This is a genomic window from Pseudomonas cavernicola, assembly GCF_003596405.1.
In the GTDB taxonomy this organism is placed as follows: Bacteria; Pseudomonadota; Gammaproteobacteria; order Pseudomonadales; family Pseudomonadaceae; genus Aquipseudomonas; species Aquipseudomonas cavernicola.
The window spans coordinates 291331-315657 of record NZ_QYUR01000006.1 but is presented as its reverse complement, the minus strand read 5'-3'; the positions used below and the strand labels follow the sequence as shown (position 1 = coordinate 315657).

Below are 24327 nucleotides of genomic sequence, written 5' to 3'. Positions count from 1 at the left end.
GTCACGCTTTTGACTTTACTACTGGCCACTTGCCGGTGCTTTCCGTAAATTTTGACGGCGACGCGGTCCTCCTCCAGCCCACGAGTTAGAAAAAATAAGATGTGGCGTGAAACCAAAATTTTGCTGATTGACGACAACAGTGAACGCCGTCGGGATTTGGCGGTCATTCTGAGTTTTCTTGGGGAAGAGCATCTCGTCTGTAGCAGCCGCGACTGGCGCGAGACTGTGAGCCAGTTGGCCAGCAGCCGCGATGTGTTGAGCGTGCTGCTTGGCGAGGTTGAGTCGAAGGGCGGGGTGCTTGAACTGCTCAAGCAGTTGGCGACCTGGGACGAATTGGTGCCGCTAATGCTGATCGGCGAGCCGGTGCCGGCCGATTGGTCGGAGGATCTGCGTCGCCGCGTGCTGACCAGCCTGGAAATGCCGCCGAGCTATACCAAGCTGCTCGACTCCCTGCATCGTGCCCAGGTCTATCGTGAGATGTATGACCAGGCCCGTGATCGTGGCCGGCAGCGTGAACCCAATTTGTTCCGCAGCCTGGTCGGCACTAGCCGTGCGATTCAGCAGGTGCGGCAGATGATGCAGCAGGTCGCCGATACCGAGGCCAGTGTCTTGATCCTCGGCGAGTCGGGCACCGGTAAAGAAGTAGTCGCACGTAACCTGCATTACCACTCCAAACGCCGAGAAGCGCCCTTCGTTCCGGTCAACTGCGGTGCCATTCCGGCGGAGTTGCTGGAAAGCGAGCTGTTTGGCCATGAGAAGGGTGCCTTTACCGGCGCCATCACCAGCCGGGCTGGGCGTTTCGAGTTGGCCAATGGCGGTACGCTGTTTCTCGACGAGATCGGCGACATGCCGTTACCCATGCAGGTCAAGCTGCTGCGGGTGTTGCAGGAGCGAACCTTCGAGCGGGTGGGTAGCAACAAGACGCAGAGCGCGGACGTGCGCATCATCGCGGCGACGCATAAGAATCTGGAACAGATGATCGAGCAAGGAACCTTCCGCGAAGATCTCTACTACCGCCTGAATGTGTTCCCGATCGAGATGGCTCCGCTGCGTGAGCGCGTGGAGGACATTCCGCTGTTGATGAACGAACTGATCTCGCGAATGGAGTTCGAGAAGCGCGGTTCGATTCGCTTCAACTCCGCAGCGATCATGTCGCTCTGTCGGCATGACTGGGCAGGCAATGTGCGCGAACTGGCCAACCTGGTCGAACGCATGGCGATCATGCATCCCTACGGCGTGATCGGCGTGTTGGAGTTGCCGAAGAAGTTCCGCCAGGTCGACGACGAGCATGATCAACAAGCAACCAGTCTGCGTGATGAACTGGAAGAGCGAGTTGGATTTAATGGAGGCATGCCGGTGCTGGATTCGTCAGCGATGCTGCCGCCGGAAGGCTTGGACCTCAAAGATTACTTGGGCAATCTCGAGCAAGGCCTGATCCAGCAGGCGCTGGATGATGCCAGTGGGGTGGTGGCGCGTGCGGCCGAACGCCTACGCATTCGCCGGACTACCCTGGTTGAGAAAATGCGCAAGTACGGCATGAGCCGCCGTGATGACGAGGATCAGCCGGAGGATTGACACGCCCTACGGCGAGTTTTCTTATCTAGTTGAAAAATAAGCCTAATTTTTTAGGCACGGGTATTGCTAGTCCTCTCTCGACTGACCGTCTTATGACGGCTCGCCGCGCGAGAGAGGACCATGAACCCAACCGCACTCCAATCCCACACCGCTGAACCGGACACTGCCGCTCCCCTGGAGCAGGCCAGTCGTGCCGGTCTTGAGCAGGCGTTCGCCCTGTTCAATCAGATGTCGACTCAGCTCAGTGATTCCTACAACTTGTTGGAGGCGCGGGTTACTGAGCTGAAAGGCCAACTGGCTCTGGTCAGCGCGCAGCGGATGCAGGAGTTGGCGGAAAAGGAGCGTCTGGCCCACCGTCTGCAAAGCCTGCTCGACCTGCTGCCTGGCGGTGTGATCGTGATCGATGGCCAGGGCGTGGTGCGGGAAGCCAATCCGGTGGCGCGCAATCTGCTCGGTCAGCCGCTGGTCGGCATGCTCTGGCGCCAAGTCATCGCCCGTAATTTCGCGCCGCGTGAAGATGATGGTCACGAAATCTCTCTTAAAGATGGCCGGCGTCTGTCGATTGCCACTCGCTCGCTGTCTGCCGAGCCAGGGCAACTGGTGCTGCTTACCGATCTGACAGAAACCCGGCGCTTGCAGGATCAGCTCTCCCGCCATGAGCGCTTGTCCGCTCTTGGACGCATGGTCGCCTCCCTGGCGCACCAGATCCGTACACCGCTTTCCGCCGCTTTGCTCTATGCCAGCCACTTGGCCGAGCAAGTGCTGCCTGTCGAACAGCAGCAGCGCTTTGCCGGGCGCCTGAAAGAGCGCCTGCATGAGCTGGAGCACCAAGTGCGTGACATGCTGGTGTTTGCCCGTGGCGATCTGCCGCTGCCTGATCGTCTGGCGCCAAAGGCGTTATTTGACGCGCTGCGCTCTGCCGCAGAACCGCATGTCAGGGACATGGCGGTGCGATGGCAGTGCGATAGCCACGCCGGCGAGCTGCTGTGCAACCGCGATACCTTGGTGGGCACCGTACTTAACCTGGTCGAGAACGCTATCCAGGCAGCCGGCCGCGAGGCGCAGTTGAAGATTCATCTGTATGCGCGCGGCACGACCCTACGACTGTGCATCAGCGATAACGGCCCAGGCATCGATGCCGCGACTATGGCGCGTTTGGGCGAACCCTTCTTTACCACCAAAACCACCGGTACCGGCCTCGGCCTGGCAGTGGTCAAGGCGGTGGCGCGTGCGCATCAAGGCGAGTTGCAGCTGCGCTCGCGTGCGGGGCGTGGCACGTGCGCCATTTTAGTGTTGCCGCTGATCTCTGCGGCGCCAACGGTTATTCAGGAGTAAGTGTCCATGGCTGCCAAAGTTCTATTGGTCGAAGACGACCGTGCGCTACGCGAGGCTCTGGCCGATACCCTGCAGATCGGCGGGCATGACTACCGGGCGGTGGATTGTGCTGAAGCTGCGCTCGAGGCACTGAACGGCGAGACGTTTAGCCTGGTGATCAGCGACGTCAATATGCCGGGCATGGACGGCCATCAGTTGCTGGCGCTGATCCGTAGCCGCTACCCGAAATTGCCGGTACTGCTGATGACGGCCTATGGCGCGGTCGAGAGGGCAGTCGAGGCCATGCGTCAAGGCGCGGCGGACTACCTGGTTAAACCCTTCGAGCCGAAGGCGTTGCTCGATCTGGTGGCGCGCCACGCCCTTGGTCGTTTGAGTTCGGCGGAAAGTGACGGCCCGGTAGCGCTGGAGCCGGCTAGCCGGCAGCTGTTGGAGCTGGCCTCGCGCGTGGCCCAGAGTGATTCCACGGTGCTGATTACCGGTGAGTCCGGTACGGGTAAAGAGGTGCTCGCGCGCTATATCCATCAGCAGTCACCGCGGGCGAGCAAGCCCTTTATCGCGATCAACTGTGCAGCGATTCCCGACAACATGCTCGAAGCCACGCTGTTCGGCCATGAGAAGGGCGCCTTTACCGGGGCCATCGCCGCGCAACCAGGCAAGTTCGAATTGGCTGAGGGTGGCACCATCCTGCTCGATGAAATCTCTGAAATGCCCCTCGGTCTGCAAGCCAAGCTCTTGCGGGTGTTGCAGGAGCGTGAAGTGGAGCGGGTCGGAGCGCGTAAACCGATCGAGCTGGATATCCGTGTGCTAGCCACCAGTAACCGCGACTTGGCCGGTGAAGTGGCGGCTGGGCGCTTCCGTGAAGACCTCTTCTATCGCTTGTCGGTCTTCCCACTGGCCTGGCGCCCGCTGCGTGAGCGGACTGCCGATATTCTGCCGCTGGCCGAGCGTTTGTTGGCCAAGCACGCAAAAAAAATGAATCACGCCGCCGCGCGCCTATCGTTGGAGGCGCAGAGTTGTCTGCTCGGCTATCCCTGGCCGGGTAACGTGCGTGAGCTGGATAACGCGATTCAACGTGCGCTGATCTTGCAGCAAGGTGGTTTGATTCAGCCGCAGGATCTCTGCCTGAATGGCCCGATCGGTCTGGCGACGTCACCTGTTTCAGCGCCCCCGGTGTTGGCTGTGGTGCCATCGAGCGCGTCGCGCCTGCCCGAGGCCAATAACCTTGAAGCTGCCAATGCGCTAGGTGACGACCTGCGCCGGCATGAGTTCCAGATGATCATCGATACCCTGCGCTCCGAGCGTGGCCGCCGGAAGGAGGCTGCGGAGCGCTTAGGCATCAGCCCGCGCACCCTGCGTTACAAGCTGGCGCAGATGCGTGATGCCGGGATGGATGTCGAGGCTTATCTGTTCGCCAGTTGAGCTGTAAAAACAGGTCGTAGAGACTCTCTGCTCGGTCAAGTAGGTAGTAGGTAGGGTGGATTAGCCGCGCAGCGGCGTAATCCACCAAATCGGACTAGCAGGCGGTGGAAGCTCCTTCGGAGATTCCACCCCACTCATCTTTTATAACCCCCTCTTTGGCCCGCCTAGTGCGGGCCATTTCTTGCCTGGGTTTTCTGGCACCCTTGTTGCACTTACCTAATCAGAGCACCGCGTAACGTCAAAAAAACCGCGGTCACTGGAGATAGGTTATGAGCCAGGGTATTGAATTCAATCGCCTGATGTTGGAAATGCGCTCCATGCAGATGGAGGCTATGGCGCGGACTAAGCCGCCAGTCAGCACGCCCGAAGCGGGCGCACCGAGCTTCTCCGACTTGCTCGGTCAGGCTGTGAACAAGGTGAATGAGACTCAGCAGGCTTCTAACCAACTGGCTGAAGCCTTCGAGGTCGGCAAAAGCGGAGTTGATCTGTCCGATGTGATGATCGCATCGCAGAAAGCCAGCGTGTCCTTTCAGGCCATGACCCAGGTGCGCAACAAGATTGTTCAGGCTTACCAAGACATCATGCAGATGCCGGTTTAATTCTGGCCCCACATCACCCGTGCCTTTGTCGACGCCGACTCGCCGAACTGCTTGTACTGTCCTCGGTTTGTCTTCGCAGTACGAGTGATCTGGGACCGGAATAAAGGAGTGAGATTGAGAGATGGCAGACGCAGCGATCAGTAACGTACCCGTCAAGGCAGAAGCCGGAGAGCCGAAAAAGCCGCTGTTCGGGCTGGCCTTTCTGGAAAACCTGTCCGAGATGACCATGCTGCGACAGGTCGGCCTGTTGGTCGGTCTGGCAGCCAGCGTGGCGATCGGTTTTGCCGTGGTGCTCTGGTCGCAACAGCCGGATTATCGGCCGTTGTATGGCAGCCTCGAAGGGATGGATGCCAAGCAGGTGACCGAAACCTTGGCCGCTTCTGATATCGCCTACACCATCGAACCTAACTCCGGGGCTTTGCTGGTCAAAGCCGAAGATATCTCCCGTGCCCGCCTGAAGCTGGCGAGTGCTGGGGTAGCGCCGCGCGACGGCAATGTCGGCTTTGAGATCCTTGACCAGGAACAAGGCCTTGGCACCAGCCAATTCATGGAGGCCACCCGTTATCGCCGTGGCCTGGAAGGCGAGTTGGCGCGCACCGTTTCCAGTCTGAACAACGTCAAGGCAGCTCGCGTGCACCTGGCCATTCCGAAGAGCTCGGTGTTCGTTCGCGATGAGCGTAAACCCAGTGCTTCGGTGCTGGTTGAACTGTATCCGGGGCGCTCGCTGGAGCCGAGCCAGGTGATGGCGATCGTCAACCTGATCGCCACCAGCGTGCCTGAGCTGAGCAAGTCGCAGGTCACCGTGGTCGACCAGAAGGGCAATCTGCTCTCCGACCAGCAGGAACTGTCCGAGCTGAGCATGGCCGGCAAGCAATTCGACTACAGCCGGCGCATGGAAAGCATGTTCAGCCAGCGCGTGGACAATATCTTGCAGCCGGTATTGGGCAGCGGTCGTTACAAGGCCGAAGTGTCCGCCGATGTGGACTTCAGCGCGGTGGAGTCCACCTCGGAGATGTTCAATCCGGATCAACCGGCGCTGCGTAGCGAGCAAAAGGTCAATGAAGAACGCCAGAGCAGCCTGCCACCGCAAGGCGTGCCAGGTGCGCTGAGTAATCAGCCGCCAGGGCCGACGACTGCACCGGCGCAAGCCAATGCAGCACCGGCAGCGGCTCCAGCGGGCCCGGTGGCGGCTGGCCAGCCCTTGCTGGATGCGAATGGCCAGCAAGTTATCGACCCGGCGACCGGCCAGGCGAAGCTGGCGCCGTATCCGGCGGACAAGCGTGAACAATCCACCCGCAACTTTGAACTGGATCGCTCGATCAGCCATACGAAGCAGCAGCAGGGCCGTCTGCGCCGACTGTCGGTGGCGGTGGTGGTGGACGATCAACTGAAAACCGATGCCAAAACCGGTGAAACCACCCGAGTACCTTGGGCTGCGGCCGATTTGGCGCGCTTCACCCGCTTGGTGCAGGACTCCGTTGGCTTTGATGCCAGCCGTGGCGACAGTGTGAGCGTGATCAATACCGCCTTCATGGCCACGCCGGGTGAGGAGCTGATTGAAATTCCGTTCTATACCCAGCCGTGGTTCTGGGATGTGGTCAAACAGGTGCTCGGCGTCCTGTTTATTCTGGTGCTGGTGTTTGGGGTGCTGCGGCCAGTGCTGAACAATATTACCGGTGGTGGCAAAGGCCATGCCTTGCTTGGCGGTGGCCGTAGTGGCGACGTCGAGCTGGGCGAGATGGGCGGTCTGGACGGTGAGCTGTCGGCTGACCGGGTCAGCCTCGGCGGGCCGCAGAGCATCCTGCTGCCCAGCCCCACCGAGGGGTATGATGCGCAGCTGAATGCGATCAAGGGCCTGGTAGCTGAAGACCCGGGCCGGGTAGCTCAAGTCGTCAAAGAGTGGATTAACGCTGATGAGTGATAACCGCGTCGCCACCAAACTGAACAAGGTCGAAAAGGCCGCCATTCTCCTGCTTTCCCTCGGTGAGACCGATGCCGCGCAAGTGTTGCGTCATCTGGGCCCCAAGGAAGTGCAGAAGGTCGGCGTGGCCATGGCGCACATGCGTAATGTGCAGCGTGAGCAGGTCGAGCAGGTGATGGGTGAGTTCGTCGAGACGGTCGGCGACCAGACCAGTGTCGGCGTCGGTGCCGACAGCTACATCCGCAAGATGCTGACCCAGGCGCTGGGCGAAGATAAGGCCGGTAGCCTGATCGACCGCATTCTGCTGGGCGGCAGCACCAGTGGCCTGGACAGCCTGAAGTGGATGGAGCCGCGGGCCGTGGCGGATGTGATTCGCTATGAGCACCCGCAGATTCAGGCCATCGTGGTGGCGTATCTCGATCCGGATCAGGCCGGCGAGGTGCTTGGTCATTTCGATCACAAGGTGCGCCTGGATATCGTCCTGCGCGTGTCTTCCTTGAATACGGTGCAGCCGGCGGCGCTGAAAGAGCTCAACCTGATCCTCGAGAAGCAATTCTCCGGCAGCGCGAATACCACCCGGGCGACCATGGGTGGCGTCAAGCGCGCGGCGGACATCATGAACTTCCTCGACAGCTCGATCGAAGGCCAGTTGATGGACTCGATCCGCGAAGTCGACGAGGATCTGTCGACGCAGATCGAAGACCTGATGTTCGTCTTCGACAATCTGGCCGACGTCGACGACCGCGGCATCCAGGCGCTGCTGCGCGAGGTGTCTTCCGATGTGCTGGTGCTGGCGTTGAAAGGCGCGGACGAGGCGATCAGGGAAAAGGTCTTCAAGAACATGTCCAAGCGCGCCGCCGAGTTGTTGCGCGACGATTTGGAAGCCCGGGGGCCGGTACGCGTCAGCGATGTCGAGACCGCGCAGAAGGAAATTCTCACCATCGCCCGCCGTATGGCCGAAGCCGGGGAGATTGTCCTCGGTGGTAAGGGCGGCGAAGAAATGGTCTGAGGTCCGGCATGGTCAACAAGGATGCTCCCAGCGAGTTGATTCGCGCCAAGGATGTCAGCGCTTTTGATCGCTGGGCCTTGCCGAGCTTTGACCCCGAAGGGGCGCTGGCGGTAGTCGAGGAGCCCGCCGAAGCCACTGGCGAGACCGCTACCTCGAGTGAGCCGGAGGCGGCCAGTCAAAGCGAAGACGTGCCGCTGGAGACCGTCAAGCCGCTGACGCTGGACGAGTTGGAGATGATCCGCCAGGAAGCCTACAACGAAGGCTTCGCCACCGGCGAGAAAGATGGTTTCCACGCCGGCCAGTTGAAAGCCAAACAGGAGGCCGACGCTGCGCTGAATGCCAAACTGGCGAGCCTTGAGTTGCTGATGACGCAACTGCTCGAGCCCATCGCCGAACAGGATCAGCAGCTAGAACTAGCCTTGGTCAACCTGGTCAGTCATATGTCCCGGCAAGTGATCCAGCGCGAGCTCAGTACCGACTCCAGCCAGATTCGCCAAGTCCTGCGTGAGGCGCTGAAATTGCTGCCGATGGGCGCGGACAATGTGCGGATCCATATCAACCCACAAGATTTTGACGTGGTCAAAGCCCTGCGCGAACGCCACGAAGAGACCTGGCGCATCCTCGAAGACGAAGCCTTGCAGGCGGGCGGTTGCCGGGTCGAGACTGAGCACAGCCAGATCGATGCGAGCATCGAAACCCGTCTGGCGCAGGCGCTCAAGCAATTGTTCGAGCAGCAGCGCGAGCAAGCCACGCACCCAGCCGCCGCCGATATTCGGTTGGATCTTGCCGCTAGCCAAGAGCCGCCTCATGCGCCTTGAGCGCATCAGCTTCGCCAAGCGGCTGGGCGGCTACAGCGAGGCGGTGCGGCTGCCCAGCCAGCCGGTGGTGGAGGGTCGCCTGCTGCGCATGGTCGGCCTGACTCTGGAAGCTGAAGGTCTACGGGCCGCTCTCGGCAGTCGCTGCCTGGTGATCAACGATGACAGCTACCACCCGGTGCAGGTCGAGGCCGAGGTGATGGGCTTTTCCAATGGCAAGATTTACTTGATGCCGGTCGGCAGCCTGGCCGGCATTGCTCCTGGCGCCCGTGTCGTGCCGCTGCCGGACAGCGGCCGCCTGCCGATGGGGCGGTCGATGCTCGGCCGGGTGCTGGATGGCGTCGGCAACGCGCTGGACGGCAAGGGCAGGATGAAGGCCGAAGACTGGGTGCCGATCGATGGCCCGACGATCAACCCACTCAAGCGTCACCCGATCGACGAGCCGTTGGACGTTGGCATCCGCAGCATCAACGGGCTGTTGACCGTCGGCCGCGGTCAACGCCTCGGCCTGTTTGCCGGTACCGGCGTGGGTAAGAGCGTGCTGCTGGGCATGATGACACGCTTCACCGAGGCGGAGATCATCGTGGTCGGGCTGATCGGCGAGCGCGGTCGCGAGGTCAAGGAGTTCATCGAGCAAATCCTCGGCGAGGAGGGACTCAAGCGCTCGGTGGTGGTGGCCTCGCCCGCCGACGATGCGCCGCTGATGCGCTTGCGCGCAGCGATGTATTGCACGCGCATCGCCGAATATTTCCGCGACAAGGGCAAAAACGTTTTGTTGCTGATGGACTCCCTGACCCGTTTTGCCCAGGCTCAACGCGAGATCGCCCTGGCCATCGGCGAGCCACCGGCGACCAAGGGCTATCCGCCGTCGGTGTTCGCCAAACTGCCGAAGCTGGTGGAGCGTGCCGGCAATGCCGAGCAGGGCGGGGGCTCGATCACGGCGTTCTACACCGTCCTGTCCGAAGGCGATGACCAGCAGGATCCGATCGCCGATGCGGCTCGTGGTGTGCTGGATGGCCACTTCGTGCTGTCGCGGCGTTTGGCGGAGGAGGGGCATTATCCGGCCATCGACATCGAGGCTTCGATCAGCCGGGTGATGCCGCAGGTCGTGGATGCCGAGCATATGCGCAACGCCCAGCGCTTTAAGCAGCTGTGGTCGCGCTACCAGCAAAGTCGCGATCTGATCAGCGTGGGTGCTTATGTGCCGGGCGGCGATCCGGAAACCGACTTGGCGATTGCCCGTCATCCCGCGATGGTTCAATACCTGCGTCAGGGCTTGGACGATAATGAAAGTTTGGCGCAAAGCAGGGCGCAGTTGGCCGCAGTCTTCAACCCTGCGGCGCCGAGAGGCTAAGGTTTAAATGGCGCAAAGCCGAGCAACGCGATTAACGCCGGTGATTGATATGGCCGAGCGTGATGAGCGCGAGGCGGCCCGCCAGCTTGGTCGCTGTCAGACACTCTTGAGTCAGGCCGAGGGCAAGCTGGGGGAGTTGCATCGCTACCTGGCGGATTACCAACAGCAGTGGCTCACTGAAGGCCGTCAGGGCGTCTCCGGGCAATGGCTGATGAACTACCAGCGCTTTCTCGCGCAGTTGGAAACGGCCATTAGCCAACAAAGCCAGAGTGTGGCCTGGAACCGCGATAATCTGCACAAGGCCCGTGAGCTTTGGCAGCAGCGTTATGCGCGGCTGGAAGGCCTGCGCAAGTTAGTTCAGCGTTATCTTGACGAGGCGCGTGTGGCCGCGGATAAACGGGAGCAGAAGTTGCTCGATGAGTTGTCGCAACGGCTGATCGGACGTGAGCACGGCTGATTGCGGTTGCTGCTGGCGAGTCGCGGTGCTACATCATCAGAGTATGCACCGCGCATAAAATTATGGGTTTCTGCTGCATAGGGAGTGTTACATGGCCATCACTTCGCTGCCCTCAGCCGATGGGCAAGAGCTGAGCATCCGGATCCAGGGACGTTTCGATTTTGGCGCGCACCAAGCGTTTCGCGACTCCTACGAGCGGGTGAATGTCAGCCCGAAGCGTTACGTCGTCGACCTCGAGGGCACCACCTACCTCGACAGTTCGGCCCTTGGCATGCTCCTGCTGCTGCGTGACCATGCGGGTGGCGACCATGCGCAGATCAGCCTGATCAACTGCAATGCCGATGTGCGCAAGATTCTCGCCATTTCCAACTTCGCACAGTTGTTCAAAATCGCATAGGACATCCACTGATGGCCGAGCGTCTGTCCATCCTGATTGTCGAGGACAACGCTGCCGATCGGATGCTGCTGTCGACCATCGTCAATCGTCAGGGGCATCAGGTGCTGACCGCCAGCAATGGCTTGGAGGCGGTGGCGCTGTTCGAACTCGAGCGGCCACAGCTGGTGCTGATGGATGCCTTGATGCCGGTGATGGATGGCTTCGAGGCGGCGCGACGGATTAAGCAAGCGGCCGGCGAAGCGCTGGTGCCGATCATCTTCCTCACCTCGCTGACCGAAGGCGAGGCCTTGGTTCGGTGTCTGGAGGCCGGTGGCGACGACTTTCTCGCCAAGCCGTATAACCGGGTCATTCTCGAAGCCAAGATCAAGGCCATGGACCGCCTGCGTCGCCTGCAAGCGACCGTGTTGGAGCAGCGCGATCTGATCGCCAAACACAACGAGCACCTGCTGACCGAACAGCGGGTGGCCAAGGCGGTATTCGACAAAGTAGCGCACTCCGGATGCCTGAGCGCGCCGAATATCCGCTACTTGCAATCGCCTTATGCCGTGTTCAACGGTGACCTGCTGTTAGCGGCGTTCAAGCCTTCTGGCGGCATGCATGTGCTGCTCGGCGATTTTACCGGCCACGGCTTGCCGGCAGCGATTGGCGCCATGCCGCTGGCCGAAGTGTTCTACGGCATGACCGCCAAGGGTTACTCCTTGGCGGAAATCCTCCGCGAGGTGAATGCCAAGCTCAAACGCATCCTGCCACGGGGGGTGTTCTGCTGCGCCACACTGCTTAACCTGAGCTTTCAGCGGCGGGTGGTCGAGGTCTGGAATGGTGGCCTGCCGGATGGTTATCTGCACCGCATTGCTAATAGCGAGCGGATTCCGTTGGTTTCACGGCATTTGCCATTGGGTGTGTTGGAGCCGGCGACCTTTGATGACAGCTGTGAGATCTATCCGCTGGAGTTGGGTGACCGGCTGTTCTTGTTGTCTGACGGGGTGCTGGAAACCCGTAACAGCGCTGCCCAATTGTTTGGCGAGGAACGCCTGTTGGCGGTGTTCGCGGCCAATCGGCAGCCTGATCTGCTGTTCGACGAAATCCAACAGGCGCTGACCAGCTTCCGTGGCGAGGCGCAGGATGATGTCAGCATGGTCGAGGTCTGCCTGGTTGAGGCCGGCACCTTGCCTCGACCACCGCCGGCGTTCGCCGACAGCGGGCAGAGCAGTCCGCTGGACTGGTCGGCAAGTTTTGAGTTTCGTGCGCAAACCCTCAAACGCTTCAATCCGCTGCCGTTCCTGCTGCAATTGCTCCTCGAAGTACAGGGGTTGCGTGTCCAGGGTGGGGCGCTGTACAGCGTGCTGGCCGAGCTCTACTCGAATGCGCTGGAGCACGGTGTTCTGGGTCTGGATTCGGCGCTCAAATGCGACGCCACGGGCTTCGCCGACTACTACCGTGAACGTAGCGCACGCCTGGCCAACCTGAGCGAGGGGTACGTGCGTTTTCACCTGGAACTGCTGCCGGAACCTGGCGGTGGCCGGTTGATCGTGCGGGTCGAGGACAGTGGTCAGGGCTTCGATGTGCAACGTGTGCTGGAGCAGCAGCAAGTGGCGGACAGCCTATGTGGGCGCGGCTTGAGCTTGGTTCAACAGCTGACCGAGCGCTGCGTTTGGCCTGATGATGGGCGGGGCGTCAGCGTGGAGTTTTCCTGGTCGGATCAGGCATAATTTTTAGATCCTTGATCAAGGAGTGACCAAGTGTCCGATGTTCATCTCGACAACGCCGTACTGGTCGCCTTGCAGGACGTCATGGAGGACGAATATCCGTTGTTGCTGGATACCTTCCTGGCCGACTCTGAGGAGCGCCTGCGTTTGCTGCACGCCGCGCAGCAGGGCGGTGACGCGCAGAGCTTGCGGTTGGCTGCGCACAGCTTCAAGGGCAGTTGCAGCAACATGGGTGCGCCGCTCCTGGCTGGGTTGTGCAAACAGTTGGAGGTGGCCAGCCGCCGCGGTCTTCTGGCCGAGACGTCGCAGTTGATCGAACAGATCGAGCGCGAGTTTGCCATCGTGTGCATCCTCTTCAAGTCCGAGCGGCAGCGTTTCCCGATGCCACGCACTTAGCGCCTGCTCAAGATCTAGTGGACTGAGCGGTTGATTCGTTTACCTATCGCAATGCTTTTGCTTGAGGGGCTTTCGCGGGCATGACGCGCTACGAAGAGCAGTAGTCCAACTCAATATTTAACGTACTTCACGGATTACCGGGGACATGAAAGGTTAACGCCGGATAGGCAATCTGGTGTTGGTTTTTAGTTCCGAGTCATTGGCCGTTTGACGCGCAGGCTGATAGAACGGTTTCGCCCTGCTGGGCGAGTTTCTTTTGGCATTGCCCCAAAAGAAACCAAAAGGTCTAGCCCCGGCATCCGGCCCGCCTGTGGCGGGTTCCCTCCCTCCATCGTCGCTCCGGGGGGGGGGGCGCGACGAAGGGCCATCCATGGCCAGTCGTCGCTTTCGCGGCATCCCTGCCGCTCAACCCCCTACGCAACGATTCCGCTCGGCCTCCTGAAGGGGCGCTATCCCCGCCCGACCTTATGTATCAATCCACCAGACGGCAGGTGGCTTCAGGTTTTCACAAGGCGCACAGGCGACACCCCGGGTCCCCGTCAGGAGGCCGAGTGGAGGTGCTGCGCAGGGGGACGCGACGACTGCATGGATGCAGGAGGTAGGGCAATGCCGGGAGCAATTGCCGAGGCAGGACGCCGAGCGAGGCACGATGGGACAGGGGCGTCCCTTCGTGGCGTGCCCCTGGAGCAGTGCCGGAGTGAGGGTAGTCGAAGCGCAGCGCAGACCCGGATGTCGGGGTGCGCTTTCTTTTGCTTACTTTTCTTTGCGCAAACAAAGAAAAGTGAGGCGCCCGAGGGGGCGCAACCAGAAGCATCAGCCAGCGAGCTAAACGGCTTGGGTACAAGCTCAAGGCCAACAAACAGCCGGGCTCTTGCGACCAGATTGCCTATGCGGTTTTAGGTGTTAACAGTTGCCCAGGAATTCCGGAAAGAGCCACATTTAAGCCCCGCGAAAAACTTGGCCCAAGCCTTGCTATATCCCTGGCACGACCCATCCGCACGGAGAGTGCCCATGTCCGTTGCCCCCGATCTGCTTCTCAAGTCTGCACCCGAGGTAAAGCCCAAAGCGTCTGCGGCGAAAGCCCCGGCGAAACCGGCCGAGCCCAGCAAGAGTGGGGCTGCCAGCTTCGCTCAGGTGTATGCCAAGGAGCGTCAGGCAAAGTCCGCCGAGCGTAGCGACGCGTCGGCTAAACCCAACTGCGACAAAACCAGCGAGCCGGATCGCGAAGAAGATCCCGGCGCTGTGGCAACCGCTGGCGAACCAGTGCTTGCCGAAAGCGGCAATCCCTTGCCGACCGATCCGGCACAGCTCGACCCGGCCCTAGATCCATTGCTGTTGATGGTGATGGCCGGTCAACAGCCCGCCACGGAGGTGGAGGTTGCCGTCAACGCCGAAGCCGAAGCTGGGGGCGAGGGTGAACTCGGGTTGCCGACTGTACTAAGTAGCCTCGCGAGTTCGGGGCATGCGAGCATGACCGAGGCGAGTCATGATCCCGAGTTGGACGCGCTGAATGAGCTGCCAGCCGTGAAGATGGCGCTCGAACTCGGGGCCAAGGCGCAGGCCGCGGCGCAGCAACAGGCCGCGCCGAATGCTACGGCAACGCAAACGGCGCTGAGCGCTGGACAGAATTTCGCCAATGCTCTGGCGGCTTTCGCCGATCCGACAGTGCTGAATGGCGAGGCTAAGGCCGAGACAGAGCTGCCGCTCAGCGAACTGGCAACTGAAGGTCTGGACGCTCTGAAAGAAAGCCCGAGCGATGCCCGTGCGGATAACTTCGCCAGCAAACTCGGTGCCCTGAGCCAGTCAGTTGCTCAGCCGGCCACGCAGAGTCAGCGGGCGGCCTTGATCCCCGGCCAGCCGGTGCCGATGCAGCAAGGTGGTTGGAGCGAGGCCGTGGTGGATCGGGTGATGTGGCTGTCCAGCCAGAACCTCAAATCCGCTGAGATTCAGCTTGATCCGGCTGAGCTGGGGCGTCTGGAGGTGCGGATCAATCTGCATCAGGACCAGGCGCAGGTCACCTTCGCCAGCCCTAACGCGGGAGTGCGCGATGCCTTGGAAGGGCAGATGCACCGCTTGCGTGAGTTGTTCGCGCAACAGGGCATGAACATGCTCGATGTCAACGTATCCGACCAGTCGCTGAACCGTGGTTGGCAAGGGCAGGGCGGCGATGCTCAGAGCCGCGGCGGTGCCGGTCGCGATCGGCTGAGCAGTGCTGACGATGATGCGCCGCTACCTGCGAGCGAGGTGCGCAGCACGATGCTGACCCACGGTCGCGGGTTGGTGGACTACTACGCCTGAGAGCCTGTTCACGATCCGCTGAACTCGGTGATGCTGCGTTAAAAACGGTTCTTCACGGATTGCCGGGGGACATGAGGACTAACATCGGATAGGCAAGAGGGTGTTGTCTTGTCGTTTGGTGTCATTGGGCGCTTGCCGTGCTGGCTGACAGCCCGGTTTCGCCCTGCTGGGCGAGTTTCTTTTGGCATTGCCCCAAAAGAAACCAAAAGGTCTAGCCCCGGCATCCGGCCCGCCTGCGACGGGTTCCCTCTCTCCATCGTCGCTCCGGGGGTACGCCGCGAAGGGCCGTCCCTGGCTCATCGCGGCTCTCGCGGCATCCCTGCCGCTCAACCCCCTCCACAACGATTCCACTCGGCCTCCTGACGGGGCGCTGTCCCCGCCCGAGCTTGTGTATCAAATCCACTAGGCAGCAGAGGCTTCAAACTGGTTAATGAACGTGCAGGCGACACCCCGGGTCCCCGTCAGGAGGCTGAGTGGAGGTACTGAGGAGCGAGGCACGAAGGGACAGGGACGTCCCTTCGTGGCGTGCCCCTGGAGCAGTGCCGGAGTGAGGGTAGTCGAAGCGCAGCGCAGACCCGGATGTCGGGGTGCGCTTTCTTTTGCTTACTTTTCTTTGCGCAAACAAAGAAAAGTGAGGCGCCCGAGGGGGCGCAACCACAAGGATCAGCCAGCGCGATAAATGGCCCGGGCACCGCTTCAAGGCCAACAAACAGCAAAGCGCTTGCAACCCTCTTGCCTATCCGGTGTTAGCCACCATCCCGGAATTTCGTGAAGAACCATAAAAAAGGCTCGGACGACCGTTAGGGAGAACGTCAAGCCGGCGGTTGCCGAGTACGCAGATTTGACCGCACGCTGATCTATACGGAGTTCGCCCGGTTACCGTCAGGTAGCTGGGCGAACTCGTTTTGGGTGACAGCGCTTGGCCAGGCTGGTATATCCGCTGCGCAAGTTAGGTGCTCTGAGTTAGAAACTGTCTAAAAACGCCTGCGCCTGGCCATGCTGCGCTAGAAATGGCCTCGGAATGCTCATGTACTTGCTTGTACATTGCGCTTCCTCTGCCCTTTTGACTTGCCTGCCCTTCAGCTTCTTGGACTGCTTGGTTTTCAAGCTGGCATAACACTTGCTCCTAACCCTTTGAACGCGGATAGAACTCCGATCAGTGACGGATTATTGGCATGGCTAAGAAAGACATCGAGAAAACCCTGCCAGATGCTGCAGCCCCAGCGGCTGGCAAAGGCAAACACAAGCTGATCATCCTGATAGTTCTCGTGCTGTTGCTGGCAATCAGTTTGTCGGTGGGGGGCACTTGGTTCTTCCTCAGCAAAGGCGACCAGGATGAGGCGAAACCTGAGACGGTCAGTGGCGGGCAGGCTGCGCCAGTAAAGCAAGCAGCCATCTACGAAATGCTTACACCGGCTTTCATCGTTAACTTCAACTACAAAGGGCGGCAGCGGTATATGCAGGTCAGTATCGCGCTGATGGCCCGTGACCAAGCCCTGTTGGATGCGTTGAAAGTCCACATGCCGGTATTGCGGAATAACTTGGTGATGCTGTTCTCCGGTCAAGATTTCGACTCGTTGGCCACCCCGGTAGGCAAGGAAATGCTCCGTCAACTGGCGACCGCCAGCGTGCAAGAGCTTGCGCAGAAGGAGACGGGGAACGTGGCCATCGAACAAGTGCTCTTCACTAACTTCGTCTTACAGTAGGTACCGCCGATGGCCGTCCAAGACCTGTTGTCCCAGGATGAGATCGATGCCCTCTTACACGGTGTCGATGACGGAATGGTCGAGACCGAAGACGCGGCTGTGCCGGGCAGCGTCAAAAGTTATGACCTGTCCAGCCAGGATCGCATCGTCCGCGGGCGCATGCCGACCCTGGAAATGATCAACGAGCGTTTCGCCCGTTATACCCGTATCAGCATGTTCAACCTGCTGCGTCGTTCGGCAGACGTGGCGGTCGGCGGCGTGCAGGTGATGAAGTTTGGTGAGTACGTGCATTCGCTGTATGTGCCGACCAGCCTCAACCTGGTGAAGATGAAGCCGCTGCGTGGCACCGGCCTGTTCATCCTGGATGCCAAGTTGGTGTTCAAGCTGGTGGACAACTTCTTTGGCGGCGACGGTCGGCACGCCAAGATCGAAGGTCGCGAGTTCACCCCGACTGAGCTGCGCGTCGTGCGCATGGTCCTGGATCAGGCCTTTATCGACCTGAAGGAAGCCTGGCACGCGGTGATGGACGTCAATTTCGAATACATGAACTCAGAAGTGAATCCGGCGCTGGCCAATATCGTCAGCCCCAGTGAAGTGGTGGTGGTTTCGACTTTCCATATCGAACTGGACGGCGGTGGCGGCGACCTGCATATCACCATGCCCTATTCGATGATCGAACCGATCCGCGACATGCTCGATGCCGGCTTCCAGTCGGATGTCGATGATCAGGACGAGCGTTGGGTAAAAGCCCTGCGCGAAGACATTCTCGACGTCAGCGTGCCGCTCGGTGCCACCATTGCCCGCCGCCAACTGCGTCTGCGGGATATTTTGCATATGCAGCCGGGGGATGTGATTCCGGTGGAGATGGCAGAAAACGTGGTGATGCGCGCCAGCGGTGTGCCGGCCTTCAAGGTCAAGCTGGGCGCGCACAAGGGCAACCTGGCTTTTCAAGTGTTAGAACCGATCGAACGGTAACGTTGACGACGCACCGTTAAACCTAATCCAGATGTAACCCGTTTAGAGCTAGGCGAGGACCTCCACCATGGCAGACGACACACATACCACCCCAGAGGAGCAGGCCCTGGCCGATGAGTGGGCGGCGGCACTCTCCGAGGCTGGCGATGCTAGTCAGGACGATATTGATGCGATGCTGGCCCAGAGTGGCGCTGTGGCTGAGCCTTCGACGCCCCGTGCACCGATGGAAGAGTTCGGCAGCGTACCGAAATCCAATGTGCCGGTCAGCCTGGATGGACCGAACCTGGATGTGATTCTCGATATCCCGGTGTCGATTTCCATGGAGGTCGGTAACACCGAAATCACTATCCGTAACCTGCTGCAGCTCAATCAGGGTTCGGTGATCGAACTCGACCGCTTGGCTGGCGAGCCCTTGGATGTCTTGGTTAACGGCACCCTGATCGCCCATGGCGAAGTGGTGGTGGTCAACGAGAAGTTCGGTATCCGCCTGACCGATGTGATCAGCCCGAGCGAACGTATTAAGAAGCTGCGCTGAAACATGCACACATTGCACAAATTCCTTGGCGTTATCTTGAGCATGCCGCTCAGCGCGTTGGCCGCCGAGCCTGCGACGCAGGCGGTAACGCCGCTGGCCAACAGCGGCATCGGTGGGCAGTTGGTGCAACTGTTGCTGGGGCTGCTGCTGGTGATCGGGCTGATTTTCCTGCTTGCCTGGCTGATGCGCCGGGTGCAGCAGATTGGTCCACGTGGTGGCCGGGTCATCAAGCTGGTTGCCAGCCAAGCCCTGAGCCCGCGTGATCGCTTGGTGCTGGTGCAGGTGGGCGATGAGCAGATTTTGCTCGGGCTCAGCGCCGGGCGGATTACCCCTCTGCACGTACTCAAGGAGCCGGTGCATCTGCCGGACGGCGAGTCCGCTACGCCGGAGTTCGCCCAGCGTCTGATGGAGCTGTTGGGTAAGGATCAGAAGGACAAGTCTTGATGAGTTCGTTGCGCATTTTGCTGGCACTGTTGTTTGCGCTGGCCGCGCCCTTGGCATTCGCTGCCGATGATCCACTGTCGATTTCCGCGATTACGATGTCGACCAATGCCGCAGGGCAGCAGGAGTATTCGGTAAGCCTGCAAATCCTGCTGATCATGACGGCGCTGAGCTTTATTCCAGCCTTCGTCATGCTGATGACCAGTTTCACCCGGATCATCATCGTCTTCTCCATCCTGCGTCAGGCTCTGGGCCTACAGCAGACGCCATCGAACCAGATACTCATTGGTCTGGCGCTGTTCTTGACTCTGTTCATCATGGCGCCGGTGTTCGACCAGATTAATCGCGATGCTTTGCAGCCCTATATAAATGAGCAGTTGCCCGCTCAGGAGGCGATCAGCAAAGCCGAAGTGCCGATCAAGAACTTCATGCTGGCGCAGACCCGCTCATCCGATCTTGAACTCTTCGTGCGCCTCTCCAAACGCACCGATATCGCTAGCCCGGAACTGGCGCCGCTGACCCTTCTGGTTCCGGCGTTCGTCACCTCGGAGCTGAAGACCGCGTTCCAGATCGGCTTCATGATCTTTATCCCGTTTCTGATCATCGACCTGGTGGTGGCCAGTATCCTGATGGCGATGGGCATGATGATGCTGTCGCCGCTGATCATTTCGCTGCCGTTCAAGATCATGCTGTTCGTCTTGATCGACGGTTGGGCATTGATCATCGGCACCTTGGCCGGCAGTTTCGGTGGTGTGTAGGGCGAGTGTGGAGTAGACATATGACCCCCGAAGTTGCCGTAGACCTGTTTCGCGAAGCGCTATGGCTCACGGCCATGATGGTTGCAGTATTGGTCGTACCGAGCCTGATTGTCGGCCTGATCGTCGCCATGTTTCAGGCGGCCACGCAGATTAACGAGCAAACCCTGAGTTTCTTGCCGCGCTTGCTGGTGATGCTGGTGACCCTGATCTGGGCTGGCCCGTGGCTGATCCGTGAGTTCATGGAGTACATCCAGAATCTCTATACCAATATCCCGCTGTTGATCGGTTAGGTAGCCCGCTAATGCTTGAGCTGAGCGACGCGCAGATCGGCGGTTGGGTCGGCAGTTTCCTTCTGCCGCTGTTTCGCATCGCCGCACTGCTAATGACCATGCCGATCATTGGTACCCAGCTGGTGCCGGTGCGCGTGCGGTTGTATTTATCCTTGGCTATCTGTGTGGTGTTGATGCCGACGCTGCCGCCGATGCCTGAGGTTGATGCGATCAATCTGCGCTCCTTCATGTTGATCGCGCAGGAAGTGCTGATCGGCGCCATGCTGGGTTTTACCTTGCAGCTGTTTTTCCATGCCTTCGTGATTGCCGGGCAGATTGTCACCACGCAGATGGGCTTAGGTTTTGCCTCCACGCTCGACCCTACCAACGGTGTTTCGGTGGCGGTGATCGGTCAGTTCTATCTGATGCTGGTGACCTTGCTGTTTCTCGCCATGAACGGCCACCTGGTGGTATTCGAGGTGCTGGCCGAGAGCTTCGTGACCCTGCCGGTGGGCACTGGCCTGCTGGTCGAGCATTACTGGGAATTGGCCGGCCGGCTTGGCTGGGTGCTCGGTGCCGGTTTGTTATTGGTGCTGCCGGCGATCACGGCGCTGCTGGTGGTCAACCTGGCTTTCGGCGTGATGACCCGTGCGGCGCCGCAGTTGAACATCTTCGCCATTGGTTTTCCGCTGACCTTGGTGCTGGGTTTGATCATCGTCTGGATCGGCATGGCCGATATTCTCGTTCAGTACCAGATGTTGGCCACTGAGGCTCTGCAACTGTTGCGCGAATTGGCGCAGGCGTCTTAGACCATGGCCGAGAGCGAAAGCGGTGCGGACAAGAGTGAAGAACCCACAGACAAACGACGCCGTGAGTCGCGGGAGAAGGGTCAGGTCGCCCGTTCCCGCGAGCTGAATACGCTGGTCATCATGCTGGCTGGGGTCGGCGGTCTGTTGGCGTATGGCGGCAGCATGGGGGATTCGCTGCTCAAGATCATGCGCGCCAATTTCGCCTTGCCGCGCGAAGCCTTGCTGGACGACCGCTCCATGGGCTTGTGGTTCATGTCTTCCCTACAAACCGCGCTGGAAGCGCTGTTGCCTTTGTTCGTGATCTTGTTGGTGGCTTCTATCCTCGGTCCGATTGCCCTCGGTGGCTGGCTGTTCTCGGCACAGGCGCTGCAGCCTAAATTCAGCCGGATGAACCCGTGGGAAGGCCTCAAGCGGATGTTCTCGGCCAAGGCGTTGCTGGAGCTGCTGAAAGCTTTGGCCAAGTTCACCATCATCCTGCTGGTGGCCCTGGTGGTGCTCTCGTCCGATCAGGACGATTTGCTGGCCATGGCTCACGAGCCGCTGGAGATGGCCATCCTGCACAGTGCTCAGGTGGTGGGTTGGAGTGCTTTGTGGATGGCCTGTGGGCTGATCTTGATCGCCGCGGTGGATGTGCCTTTTCAGCTCTGGGATAACCGCCAGAAGCTGATGATGACCAAGCAGGAAGTGCGCGACGAATATAAGGACAGCGAGGGCAAGCCCGAGGTCAAACAGCGTATTCGGCAGATGCAACGGGAGATGGCCGAGCGGCGAATGATGGCGGCCGTACCGCAGGCGGACGTGGTGATTACCAACCCGACGCACTTCGCCGTAGCGCTCAAGTATGACCCGAAGAAAGGCAACGCCCCGGTCTTGCTGGCCAAGGGCGGTGATTTCCTGGCGCTGAAGATTCGCGAGATCGCCCAGCAGCATCAAGTCATGGTGCTCGAATCGCCAGGGTTGGCGCGGGCGGTGTACCACTCCACAGAGTTGGATCATGAAATTCCGGCCGGCCTCTACTTGGCGGTGGCTCAGGTGCTGGCTTACGTCTACCAGCTCAGGCAGTTCCAGGCAGGCAAAGGTAAGCGCCCTGGGCCGTTGCCAGATCTGCCGATCCCGCCGGATTTGCGCCGCGACGAGTAAAGCCAGTCCTCGTTAGCGGCTAGATCAGTAGGGTGGAATCCCCGGAGGGGCTTCCACCGCCTGCCGAGAACCAACTGGCTGCTGGCCTGGTTTGGTGGATTACGCCGCTGCGCGGCTAATCCACCCTACTTGCTCCCGGCCTGGCTCCGTGCAAACCCCTGGCCTGTCTCGTTTGATCTTTTCCTCGGCTTCTCTGCGCAAGTTGGACGACTTCTTGCAAAAGCAGCGATGCAGACGCGACGCGCGTCAAAAGATTGAATCGACTGGGGTAGGGATGTGGCAGTAGATCGCTCGCAAATGATTGGCAACGTGCGCAGTAACCTCTCCGGTCTGCGCCACGGCAATCTGGGCATACCGCTGATGTTGCTGGTCATGCTCGGCATGGTGATGTTGCCGATCCCGCCATTCCTGCTCGACGTGCTGTTCACCTTCAGCATCGCACTGTCCATCGTCGTCCTATTGGTCGCCATTTATGCCCTGCGCCCGTTGGACTTCGCGGTTTTCCCGACCATTTTGCTGGCTGCGACCTTGCTGCGTTTGGCCCTGAACGTGGCGTCGACGCGGGTGGTTCTGCTGCATGGCCAAGACGGCCATGATGCGGCGGGGCAGGTGATTCAAGCCTTCGGCGAGGTGGTGATCGGCGGCAACTACGTGGTCGGTATCGTGGTGTTCGCGATCCTGATGATCATCAATTTCGTGGTGGTGACCAAAGGCGCCGGACGGATTTCCGAGGTGAGTGCGCGGTTTACCTTGGATGCCATGCCAGGCAAGCAAATGGCGATCGATGCCGACCTGAATGCAGGCTTGATCGAGCAGGCGGAGGCTAAGAGACGCCGTACCGAAGTGGCCCAGGAGGCTGACTTCTACGGCTCGATGGACGGTGCCAGTAAGTTCGTCCGCGGCGATGCGGTCGCCGGTTTGCTGATTCTCTTCATCAACTTGATCGGCGGCATGGCGATTGGCATTTTCCAGCATGGCCTGAGCTTTGGCGATGCCGGGCGGATTTATACCCTGCTGACCATCGGTGATGGTTTGGTGGCGCAGATTCCTTCGCTGTTGCTCTCCACTGCGGCGGCGATCATGGTCACCCGGGTCTCCAGCTCGGAAGACATGGGCGAGCAAGTCACTCGGCAAATGTTTGCCTCGCCCCGGGCGTTGGCGGTAGCGGCGGCGATCATGATCGCCATGGGCCTGGTGCCCGGCATGCCGCATTTTTCCTTTATCAGTCTCGGCCTGGTGGCGGCTGGTGCGGCTTACTGGATTGCCAACAAACAACGCCAAGGCAAAGAAGACGCGGTGCAGGAAGTCCAACGCCAACAGGAGCTGCTTCCCGCGCAGCGTGCCCAGGAAGTCAAGGAACTCGGCTGGGACGACGTGACGCCGGTGGACATGGTCGGCCTGGAAGTGGGCTACCGGTTGATTCCGCTGGTCGATCGCAACCAGGGAGGTCAGTTGTTGGCGCGGATCAAGGGGGTGCGCAAGAAGCTCTCGCAAGAGATGGGCTTCCTGATGCCCTCGGTGCATATCCGCGACAACCTGGACCTGCAACCGAACGCCTACCGGTTGACCTTGATGGGCGTCAGCCTGGCCGAGGCCGAGGTCTATCCAGACCGCGAGCTGGCAATCAATCCTGGTCAGGTATTCGGCCCCCTGAATGGCGTCGCCGCCAAAGATCCGGCGTTCGGCCTGGAGGCGGTGTGGATCGACCCGACCCAGCGCGATCAGGCACAGTCCCTCGGTTACACCGTGGTCGACGCCAGCACTGTGGTCGCTACTCATCTCAACCAAGTGCTACACAAGCATGCTCATGAACTGCTTGGGCATGAGGAAGTGCAGCAGTTGATGCAATTGCTGGCGAAAAGCTCGCCGAGGTTGGCGGAAGAGTTGGTGCCAGGCATGGTCTCGCTGTCGACCCTGCTCAAAGTGCTGCAAGCGTTGTTGCAGGAACAGGTGCCGGTACGCGACATCCGTTCCATTGCCGAAGCCATCTCCAACGTCGCGCCGAAGAGTCAAGATCCCGCCGCGATGGTGGGCGCGGTGCGGGTGGCGTTGGCCCGCTCAATCGTGCAAAGCATTGTGGGACTAGAGTCGGAGCTGCCTGTGATCACCCTTGAGCCAAGGTTGGAACAGATATTGCTCAATAGCCTACAGAAGGCCGGGCAGGGCTCCGAGGATGGCATCCTCCTCGAACCCAGCATGGCCGAGAAGCTGCAGCGTTCCCTGGTGGATGCGGCGCAGCGCCAGGAAATGCTCGGCAAGCCAGCGATTCTGCTGGTGGCCGGTCCGGTTCGGGCGATGCTCTCGCGGTTTGCACGGCTGGCAGTGCCGAATATGCACGTGTTGGCCTACCAGGAAATTCCAGACAATAAGCAGGTCACCATCGTTGCGACGGTGGGTCAGAACTGAGGCTCTA

22 protein-coding genes are annotated in these 24327 nt (G+C 60.3%); all 22 read left to right on the top strand.

Going from position 1 to position 24327, the window contains the following annotated elements:
- Nucleotides 1-99: 99 nt before the first annotated feature.
- The 22 genes from D3879_RS17535 (at nucleotide 100) to flhA (ending at nucleotide 24320) form a co-directional block, all read left to right on the top strand.
- A complete protein-coding gene (locus D3879_RS17535) occupies nucleotides 100-1575 on the top strand; it encodes a sigma-54 dependent transcriptional regulator (RefSeq protein ID WP_119955549.1) in 1476 nt (491 codons plus the stop codon).
- 120 nt (nucleotides 1576-1695) lie between these two features.
- Complete coding sequence (locus D3879_RS17530; protein WP_119955548.1) at nucleotides 1696-2910, top strand: sensor histidine kinase; 1215 nt, start codon at nucleotides 1696-1698, stop codon at nucleotides 2908-2910.
- 6 nt (nucleotides 2911-2916) lie between these two features.
- Entirely contained in the window at nucleotides 2917-4329 is a 1413-nt protein-coding gene (gene fleR, locus D3879_RS17525; protein ID WP_119955547.1) for a sigma-54-dependent response regulator transcription factor FleR, read from the top strand.
- A 269-nt stretch (nucleotides 4330-4598) separates the two neighbouring features.
- Nucleotides 4599-4928 carry a flagellar hook-basal body complex protein FliE gene (gene fliE / locus D3879_RS17520; RefSeq protein WP_119955546.1) on the top strand — a complete coding sequence of 110 codons (330 nt, stop codon included), beginning with the start codon at nucleotides 4599-4601 and terminating at the stop codon, nucleotides 4926-4928.
- Nucleotides 4929-5049: 121 nt separating this feature from the next.
- Nucleotides 5050-6849: a flagellar basal-body MS-ring/collar protein FliF gene (gene fliF, locus D3879_RS17515; protein ID WP_119955545.1), complete on the top strand. Its 1800-nt coding sequence runs from the start codon at nucleotides 5050-5052 to the stop codon at nucleotides 6847-6849.
- Nucleotides 6842-7858, top strand: coding sequence for a flagellar motor switch protein FliG (fliG, locus tag D3879_RS17510; protein ID WP_119955544.1), 1017 nt, complete (start codon nucleotides 6842-6844; stop codon nucleotides 7856-7858). The genes fliF and fliG overlap by 8 nt, the downstream gene beginning before the upstream one ends.
- A gap of 8 nt (nucleotides 7859-7866) precedes the next feature.
- Nucleotides 7867-8676 (top strand): flagellar assembly protein FliH, encoded by an 810-nt coding sequence (gene fliH / locus D3879_RS17505; protein WP_119955543.1) that lies wholly within the window; start codon nucleotides 7867-7869, stop codon nucleotides 8674-8676.
- Nucleotides 8666-10027, top strand: coding sequence for a flagellar protein export ATPase FliI (gene fliI, locus D3879_RS17500; protein WP_119955542.1), 1362 nt, complete (start codon nucleotides 8666-8668; stop codon nucleotides 10025-10027). The genes fliH and fliI overlap by 11 nt, the downstream gene beginning before the upstream one ends.
- A gap of 7 nt (nucleotides 10028-10034) precedes the next feature.
- Nucleotides 10035-10484: a flagellar export protein FliJ gene (gene fliJ / locus D3879_RS17495; protein ID WP_119955541.1), complete on the top strand. Its 450-nt coding sequence runs from the start codon at nucleotides 10035-10037 to the stop codon at nucleotides 10482-10484.
- 91 nt (nucleotides 10485-10575) lie between these two features.
- A complete protein-coding gene (locus tag D3879_RS17490; RefSeq protein ID WP_119955540.1) occupies nucleotides 10576-10881 on the top strand; it encodes an STAS domain-containing protein in 306 nt (101 codons plus the stop codon).
- An 11-nt stretch (nucleotides 10882-10892) separates the two neighbouring features.
- Nucleotides 10893-12590 (top strand): fused response regulator/phosphatase, encoded by a 1698-nt coding sequence (locus D3879_RS17485; protein WP_119955539.1) that lies wholly within the window; start codon nucleotides 10893-10895, stop codon nucleotides 12588-12590.
- A gap of 30 nt (nucleotides 12591-12620) precedes the next feature.
- On the top strand, nucleotides 12621-12983 hold the full coding sequence (locus D3879_RS17480; protein ID WP_119955538.1) for an Hpt domain-containing protein: 363 nt from the start codon (nucleotides 12621-12623) through the stop codon (nucleotides 12981-12983).
- Between the two features lie 1011 nt (nucleotides 12984-13994).
- Nucleotides 13995-15281, top strand: coding sequence for a flagellar hook-length control protein FliK (locus D3879_RS17470; protein WP_119955536.1), 1287 nt, complete (start codon nucleotides 13995-13997; stop codon nucleotides 15279-15281).
- A gap of 1175 nt (nucleotides 15282-16456) precedes the next feature.
- Complete coding sequence (gene fliL, locus D3879_RS17465; RefSeq protein WP_119955535.1) at nucleotides 16457-16987, top strand: flagellar basal body-associated protein FliL; 531 nt, start codon at nucleotides 16457-16459, stop codon at nucleotides 16985-16987.
- A gap of 9 nt (nucleotides 16988-16996) precedes the next feature.
- Entirely contained in the window at nucleotides 16997-17962 is a 966-nt protein-coding gene (fliM, locus tag D3879_RS17460; RefSeq protein WP_119955534.1) for a flagellar motor switch protein FliM, read from the top strand.
- A 67-nt stretch (nucleotides 17963-18029) separates the two neighbouring features.
- Complete coding sequence (fliN, locus tag D3879_RS17455; protein ID WP_119955533.1) at nucleotides 18030-18497, top strand: flagellar motor switch protein FliN; 468 nt, start codon at nucleotides 18030-18032, stop codon at nucleotides 18495-18497.
- Between the two features lie 3 nt (nucleotides 18498-18500).
- Nucleotides 18501-18941 (top strand): flagellar biosynthetic protein FliO, encoded by a 441-nt coding sequence (gene fliO / locus D3879_RS17450; protein WP_177412455.1) that lies wholly within the window; start codon nucleotides 18501-18503, stop codon nucleotides 18939-18941.
- Nucleotides 18941-19696 carry a flagellar type III secretion system pore protein FliP gene (fliP, locus tag D3879_RS17445; protein ID WP_119955532.1) on the top strand — a complete coding sequence of 252 codons (756 nt, stop codon included), beginning with the start codon at nucleotides 18941-18943 and terminating at the stop codon, nucleotides 19694-19696. Before fliO ends, fliP begins: the two co-directional genes overlap by 1 nt.
- Nucleotides 19697-19716: 20 nt before the next feature.
- Entirely contained in the window at nucleotides 19717-19986 is a 270-nt protein-coding gene (fliQ, locus tag D3879_RS17440; protein ID WP_119955531.1) for a flagellar biosynthesis protein FliQ, read from the top strand.
- A gap of 11 nt (nucleotides 19987-19997) precedes the next feature.
- Complete coding sequence (gene fliR / locus D3879_RS17435; RefSeq protein WP_119955530.1) at nucleotides 19998-20774, top strand: flagellar biosynthetic protein FliR; 777 nt, start codon at nucleotides 19998-20000, stop codon at nucleotides 20772-20774.
- 3 nt (nucleotides 20775-20777) lie between these two features.
- On the top strand, nucleotides 20778-21914 hold the full coding sequence (gene flhB, locus D3879_RS17430) for a flagellar biosynthesis protein FlhB (RefSeq protein ID WP_119955529.1): 1137 nt from the start codon (nucleotides 20778-20780) through the stop codon (nucleotides 21912-21914).
- Between the two features lie 297 nt (nucleotides 21915-22211).
- Nucleotides 22212-24320, top strand: coding sequence for a flagellar biosynthesis protein FlhA (flhA, locus tag D3879_RS17425; RefSeq protein ID WP_119955528.1), 2109 nt, complete (start codon nucleotides 22212-22214; stop codon nucleotides 24318-24320).
- The last annotated feature ends 7 nt before the right edge of the window (nucleotides 24321-24327 follow it).